The organism is Mycobacterium sp., from assembly GCF_050701675.1.
Classification (GTDB): Bacteria; Actinomycetota; Actinomycetes; order Mycobacteriales; family Mycobacteriaceae; genus Mycobacterium.
This window is the reverse complement of the sequence record NZ_JBOGDD010000015.1, coordinates 1-5,539: the sequence shown is the minus strand read 5'-3', so window position 1 is coordinate 5,539 and position 5,539 is coordinate 1. Positions and strand designations below refer to the sequence as shown.

Annotated in this window: 5 protein-coding genes; all 5 read right to left on the bottom strand. The window is 67.4% G+C overall.

The window, feature by feature from the left end; all coding sequences use genetic code 11:
• Positions 1–28: 28 nt before the first annotated feature.
• Positions 29–1,252 carry a hypothetical protein gene (locus tag ACRDUX_RS00450; protein ID WP_526409954.1) on the bottom strand — a complete coding sequence of 408 codons (1,224 nt, stop codon included), beginning with the start codon at positions 1,250–1,252 and terminating at the stop codon, positions 29–31.
• A gap of 38 nt (positions 1,253–1,290) precedes the next feature.
• A complete protein-coding gene (locus tag ACRDUX_RS00445) occupies positions 1,291–1,872 on the bottom strand; it encodes a hypothetical protein (RefSeq protein ID WP_526409952.1) in 582 nt (193 codons plus the stop codon).
• The gene (locus ACRDUX_RS00440; RefSeq protein ID WP_526409950.1) at positions 1,869–2,768 is read right to left on the bottom strand and encodes a hypothetical protein; all 900 of its coding nucleotides are present in this window, start codon (positions 2,766–2,768) and stop codon (positions 1,869–1,871) included. The genes ACRDUX_RS00445 and ACRDUX_RS00440 overlap by 4 nt, the downstream gene beginning before the upstream one ends.
• A gap of 96 nt (positions 2,769–2,864) precedes the next feature.
• Positions 2,865–3,758, bottom strand: coding sequence for a hypothetical protein (locus tag ACRDUX_RS00435; RefSeq protein ID WP_526409948.1), 894 nt, complete (start codon positions 3,756–3,758; stop codon positions 2,865–2,867).
• A gap of 35 nt (positions 3,759–3,793) precedes the next feature.
• Positions 3,794–5,473, bottom strand: coding sequence for a TonB-dependent receptor domain-containing protein (locus ACRDUX_RS00430; protein WP_526409946.1), 1,680 nt, complete (start codon positions 5,471–5,473; stop codon positions 3,794–3,796).
• Between the last annotated feature and the right edge of the window lie 66 nt (positions 5,474–5,539).

The window sequence follows — 5,539 nt, the reverse complement described above, 5'->3', positions numbered from 1 at the left end:
CTGCGACACGCTCGGAACACGGGAACGTTCAGGGCACGCGGATGGTGCAGGTGCACCCTGGTACGGGCGAGCCGCCCTGTGAACAGGTCTCCACCGCACAAGCCAGCTGGACGAGGGTGGGCGCCGGCTGCCCGGAGCACTGATCGAACGCGATCGTGGCGATCTGTCCAACCGGGATGTTGCGCGAGACGAGCACGCGCACCGCGTAGTCGAGGTCGTTGGGCGCGAACGACTGCGGGAGGGGTGGCGGCGCGACCACCCGCTGGCGCACCGAGGCCACGCTGCCGCTCCCCGGGATGCTCATCGCGGCGCTGTCGTATCCGACCAGCACCGTGGTGGTGGTCGGTGCGAAGCCGAGCGGGGCCACCAGGTCGACGGCGAAGGCCACCGTCGGTGCGCCCGGCGTACAGGCCTGTACCTGACAGTCCGCCGCGCAGGCATTGCACGCCTCGCCGACGTCGCAACACGGCGTGGCCGCTGTCGCGCCGGGGCAGAGGCTGCAGGCTTCGCCAACTTCCAGGAAGCCGTTCCCGCACGTGTTCTGTGGCATGGGCGTGACCGTGAAGGTGGGCGTCACGGCGGTGGTCTGGGTTGGCGTCGGCGTGTCGGTCGCTGCCACCGTATCGGTACTGGCCGGTGTGGCGGTCTCGGTCGGAAGCGACGACGGCGTGTCGGTCGCCGAGGCGGTCGACGTGGCGTCGGGGGTCCCGGGCGTGGCGGTGTCGATCTCCGTGGCCGTCGCCGCCTGGGTCGCCTCGGCGGTGGGCGAAGAAGTGGGAACCGTGGACGGACTGGCGGTCGGCGTATCCGCGGCCGTCGGCGTCGGGGTTGCACTATCGACCGCGGTCGCGGTGCGGCTGGCGGTCGCGGTCGCTGTGGCGACGGCGGTAGCCGTTGCAGTCGCGGTGCTCGCCGGCGGCGTCTCGGTCGGCGCTTCGGTGACGGTGACCGACGCGGTCGGGGTCTCGGGCGCGACCGTTGGCGTGGCAGGGCAGCCGTTGAGCGCGCTGTTCACCGCGCCGATCAGTTCGTTGATCGTCACCACACCGTTGCCGTTTGGGTCGGCAGCCTCACAGGTGCTGACCGCGGCATTGCCGAGCGCGATGTTCACGCCGCTGATGAGCTCGTTGATCGTGACGACGCCGTTCCCGTTGCAATCACCGGTACACGCGGCACCGGCCGGTTGCGCGGCGACGGCGCCGGCGACGACGAGACCGACGCTGACCATCGCGAGTTTTGCCAGATTCCCCATTGCTCCTCCTTTGTCTGCTGCCGCCGTCGCGCCCCCGATCAGCGACTCTCCACGGTGCACTTACAGCCCTCCAGCGGTGATCCGCCGAAGGCGCAGGTTTCCACCACGCAGCTGAGATCCCCCGCCTCCGGCGCCTTGGCCCCGGCGCAGCGGTCCAACTCCAACTCGATGACCCGGCCCGGCGGTAGCCCGGCTTTCCGCGACAACAGGACTCTGACCGCGGCGCCGAGACCGTTGACGGCGACGGTGGCGTCCGGCCCGGTCGCGCGCACCCGTGCGCGCACCGCCGGGTCGCTGCCCGTTCCGGGCAGGCTGAGCAATGTCGAGCGAAAACCGATGCGCAGGGTGACGGTGCTGGCGGTGGCAAACCCCGGCGCGGGAGTGTAGGCGACGACGAAGCGGCGCTTCTCGCCCGCGGCGCAGGTCGACGCGACACAGTCCGCCGGGCAGCTGTCGCATTTCTCACCGGCCTCGATCAGGCCGTTGCCGCAGCTGGTGTTCGGCGTCGGCGCGACCGCGCCCACCGCCGCGGCGGCGAGCGCGGCGCCGAGCAGGACGGCCACCGCGAGGTGGCGCGCCGTGCCACGGGCCGGATGCTGGTCAGGCGGCGAGGGAATCACTGTGCTCCCGCCTCGATCGCACAGGTACAGTCAGAGACCGCCTGGCCCGCCACCTCGCAGCTCTCGACGCTGCAACTGAGATCGTCGACGCTGGACTCTCCGGCGCCCGCGCAGGTGTCGAAGTCCGCCGTGACGAAATCCATCGACAGCCCGCTTGTCTGTCGCGCGGTCAGGCGCAATCCGTAGTCCAGATCACTGACCGAGAACTCGGTCGGCAGTGGTGGCAGCGGACGGACGCGACGGCGGACCGTCGCCTCGCTGCCGGTGCCGGGAATCGAGATGACGCTGCTGCGATAGCCGACGAACAGCGCGGCGCGCTCGATCGCTCCCGTCGCCGCCTCCAACGTGACGACGAATCGGACCTGCTCGGTGGTCGGCTCGCAGGCAGCCGGAGTGCAGTCCGCTGGACACTCCTCACACGTCTGCCCGGCCTGGAGCAGGCCATCGCCGCAGGGGATCGGTTCCGGTGTGAAGGTCGGCGTGACGAAGCGCGTCGGTGCCGCCGTCGGGGTCGGGGTGAAGGCGGCGCCGCATTGCGAGGTGTCAAACTCACATGCTGCTGTGCACGCGAGGCCGAGCCCGGCGAGCCCCAGCGTCCCGCAGCTGGCGGTGTCGAGATCGAGGCCGTCGCACTGCTCGACCCCCGCCTCGGCCGTGCTGTCGCCGCATCGGGCGGGACGACACACCGCCGTGCAACTGTCGTGATCGTCGAGGTTGCCGTCGTCGCACGCTTCGCCCGAGTCGACGCGGCCGTTGCCGCACTGGGTGAAATCCTGGTTGCTGCTGCTCGGACCGCACGCCGACGCCATCAGCAGCAAGGCCAGCAGGGGAGGGGCGACGCGCGCCGCTCGCGCGGCGCGAATTCGTGCGCGTCGGCGCGTCAGGTGATCGAGCATCAGATTGGGCATAGTGTCCGTTTATTCGCGCTGGCACGGGGCGCGGAGCGGCGCTCGGCGAGCAGCGCTGCGCAGCCATGCGAAGCGGCCAGGGCGTTATGGGGCGGTGGCCAGAGTACAGCTGACCTGGTTGGGCGGCACATCCCCGAAGTCGATGTCCGTCGCGCTCTCGATCGTGCAGGCGATGGCACTGACGGGGGGTGCGGAGGCCCCCTGACAGACGTCGAAGACGACCGTCATCGCCGTCCCCTGGTCATAGCCGATGAGCAGCGGGTCGAGCAGCAGGACGCGCAGTGCGTAGTTGAAGTCGCGCGGCGTCACGGCGAAGAGATCGGACGTCACCCGTTCGAGGACGGGCGGCGAGTCGTCGCGCCCGGGGACGTCGATGGTCCCGTCCGGATAGCGCAGGTAGATCGTCAAGCCCTGCAGAAAGACGTCGGGCTGGAGCGTGTCGAAGTTCACGTTGACCCGCAGGCGCTGCTCGGACGCGGCGCAGGTGGCGACGTGGCAGTTGGAGGGGCAGCCATCGTTGTCGACGGTGTTGCCGTCGTCGCAGGTCTCTCCGGCGTTGTTGTCGGTGACGCCGTTGCCGCAGACGCCGCCGATGGTGCGGGTCGCGGTCGGCGTGTTGCCGATCGCCGACGTCGTCGGCGTGGGCGTGGACGTGGACGTGGACGTCGGTGTCGACGTGGTCCCGCAGCCGTTGAGCGCACTGCCCACCGCGGCGATCAACTCGTTGATGGTGACGGCCCCGTTGCCGTTCGCGTCCATCGCCGTGCAGGTGCTGACGGCGGCGTTGCCGAGCGCAATGTTCACGCCGCTGATCAGCTCGTTGATGGCGACGACCCCGTTGCCGTTGCAGTCGCCGGTGCACTGGGCCGACGCGAGCGTCGGCAACGCGGCGGCAGCGAGCAGTGCGATGAGTCCCCCAGTGAAAACTCCACCCGCCAGGCGCGAAGTCCCGGCTGGAGTGAGACGTAGTGCTGTCATACGGGAAACCTCCTTAGAAATGGCACGCGGACACGTCAGTAGCTGTAGGACAGACCGACGTTGAAGGTCGCGCCCTCGTAGTATCGATTGGTGACTTGCGGACCCTGCGTTTCGAGATAGACGTCGTTCAGTATGTTTTCGACCGCAAAGTTTGCGCTTATCGGGATGTCATATAGCTCGAAGTTACCGATCCACACGAAGTCCAGCTGATTGCGCTGTTGTTCCTCGATGTCGGGTAGCACGCCACTGGGTGATCCGGGCGAGACGTCGACGCCCTTGGAGTCGATCGTGGTTCCCACGGTGCTGTACAGCAAGCGGTACAAGCCCCATCGATCGTTGGCGTATTGGAGAGAGAGATTGATCAGATACGGTGGCTGGCCTTGCATCGGCTTGCTGCCGGGGGCCGGAGCGATGGTGAATGCTTCGGGCTTTATGAATCCCTCGGACGTCTCCGATTGAATGTAGCTGACGTTCAGCAACATCTGCAAATCGGCGAGGTGCCCGGCGAAGCCCTTCATCCACGACACCTGGCCCGCGTAGGGTGTGAGGAAGGCAAAATCCTTCCGCAGCTCCAGCTCAATCCCCCACAGCGAGGCGAAGTTGTAGTTCACCCAGGTGTCGATCAATTGTCCCGTCTCGACCGCGGTGACCAACTCGATCGGATTGCGAAATTCCTTGTAGAAGACGCTGGCGGAGGCCAGCTCGAGCGGGCTGAAGAACCAATCCCAGCGCAGATCGTAGTTGGTGATGTTGGACGAGATCAGGAACTGGTTGCCCTGCAGGGTGCGCTCGCCGGGGAGCACGGGAAACTGGGTCGGCGTGAGCTCGCGAAATTCCGGCCTCGAGACGGTTTGGCTGTAGGCCGCGCGGACGCTCATGTCATCGCGCGGCGTGTAGATCAAGGTGACGCCGGGCAACGGGTCGAGATCGTTCAGGTTCGTGGTGACGAAGCCAGCCAGACGATCGCGCGACGTGGTGGTGATGTACGAGTACTCCACCCGGGCGCCGCCGACGAAGCGCAGCCGGTCGCGGACCAGCGGGAGATCGACCATGCCGTAGGCGGCGGCGATGTCCTGCCCTGCCGTGAACGGCTCGGTCGACAGCTGATTGAACTCGAACGGTCCGTTGACCGAGAAATTGCGGGGAATCAGCAGGCTGTTGGGGGGGCGCGCGAGGTCGAGCTGACCGCCGGCGTTGTCGCCGTTGATGCGGAACGAGCGAAACTCGAAGTCGCGGTCGCGGATCGTGTAGTTCACGCCGGCTTTCGCCTTGGCCGGCAACCCGTCCCAGACATCGGTGAACGGCAGTGCCGTGTCGAACGGTTTGGTCGTGTCGATGTAGTAGTCCTGCAGGAACTCGTTCAGGGTGGTGTAGGTGCGCTGCGGCGATTGGCTGCTCGAGGCGGCGAGGACCGGCGGCGGGCTGAGCGGCATCTGGGTGTAGACGAAGTACTTGGCATCGGGTTGATCCTGCATCGACGGCGCCCACGACGCGCGCCAGTCGACGTCGAGCAGCGAAAAGTGGTCGCTGCCCTCGATCTGCCCCATGCCCAGCTGATCGGCGGTGTAGATGCTGCTGGTCGGAAATTGGCGGTCGTCGGTGGTGCCCACATCGCTGCCGCTGCCGGTCAACACCTCGTCGACCGCCTTGCGATTGACCAGGCCGCGCGCCTGAAACTTGTGGTCGGTTGAGTACTTGTACAGCGTCGTCAGCACCGCGCCGAGCTGGGTCTCGAAGTCGCTGCGATCGTAGGTGAAGACCTCGCCACTGCCGTCTTCGAC

What these genes read in the sequence shown, in the direction of transcription:
- ACRDUX_RS00440 (WP_526409950.1), bottom strand. Translation starts at nt 2,768, where the DNA reads ATGCTCGATCACCTGACGCGCCGACGCGCACGAATTCGCGCCGCGCGA.
- ACRDUX_RS00435 (WP_526409948.1), bottom strand. Translation starts at nt 3,758, where the DNA reads ATGACAGCACTACGTCTCACTCCAGCCGGGACTTCGCGCCTGGCGGGT.
- ACRDUX_RS00450 (WP_526409954.1), bottom strand. Translation starts at nt 1,252, where the DNA reads ATGGGGAATCTGGCAAAACTCGCGATGGTCAGCGTCGGTCTCGTCGTC.